We start from the raw sequence: 571 nt of genomic DNA, 5'->3' as shown, positions 1-571 counted from the left end.
GGCGCTCAAAGGCAAGAAGAAGGCGATAAAGCTCTGTCTGATGGACAATGCCATTGTGGTGGGTGTTGGTAATATCTACGCCAACGAAGCCCTGTTTGCCGCCGGGATCCACCCGCAGGCCGAAGCCGGTAAAGTGGATAAAGAGCGGCTGACAGTGCTGGTCGCCGAGATAAAGCTGATCCTGGCTCAGGCCATCAAACAGGGCGGCACCACACTGAAAGACTTCACCAATGCCGAAGGTAAACCGGGTTACTTTGCCCAGAAGCTGCACGTCTATGGCCGCGGTGGGGAAACCTGTACCCAATGCGGCCATATGTTATCCGAAATACGCCTGGGACAGCGCACTACAGTGTTTTGCAGCCTGTGCCAAACGCGCTGACTCAAGACTATTCCCGCATCCACTGTCCCGGATACGGCGTGTGGTAACTGACCATGGTCTTGGGAGCCTGACACTCGGGTAAACTCGCCGATGCCCCAAGTAAATACCACTCCTCTCTGTGGGCTGTGCCCACGTTCTGGCCCTTGCTCATATCAAAGCAATCAAGCGTTATCCCACCGGGAACCAGAAGAT

General features: G+C 55.3%; 1 protein-coding gene. It reads left to right on the top strand.

Annotation, left to right across the window (positions count from 1 at the left end; all coding sequences use genetic code 11):
* Positions 1-379, top strand: a 379-nt coding sequence (locus tag IEX22_RS16385) for a zinc finger domain-containing protein (RefSeq protein WP_368855339.1), incomplete at its 5' end; no start/stop codon positions are given.
* Positions 380-571: the final 192 nt, after the last annotated feature.

The organism is Tersicoccus solisilvae (genome assembly GCF_014643255.1).
Taxonomy (GTDB): domain Bacteria; phylum Actinomycetota; class Actinomycetes; order Actinomycetales; family Micrococcaceae; genus Tersicoccus; species Tersicoccus solisilvae.
Note: the sequence above shows the minus strand (reverse complement) of the source record. Positions and strands in the feature narration are given on the sequence as shown.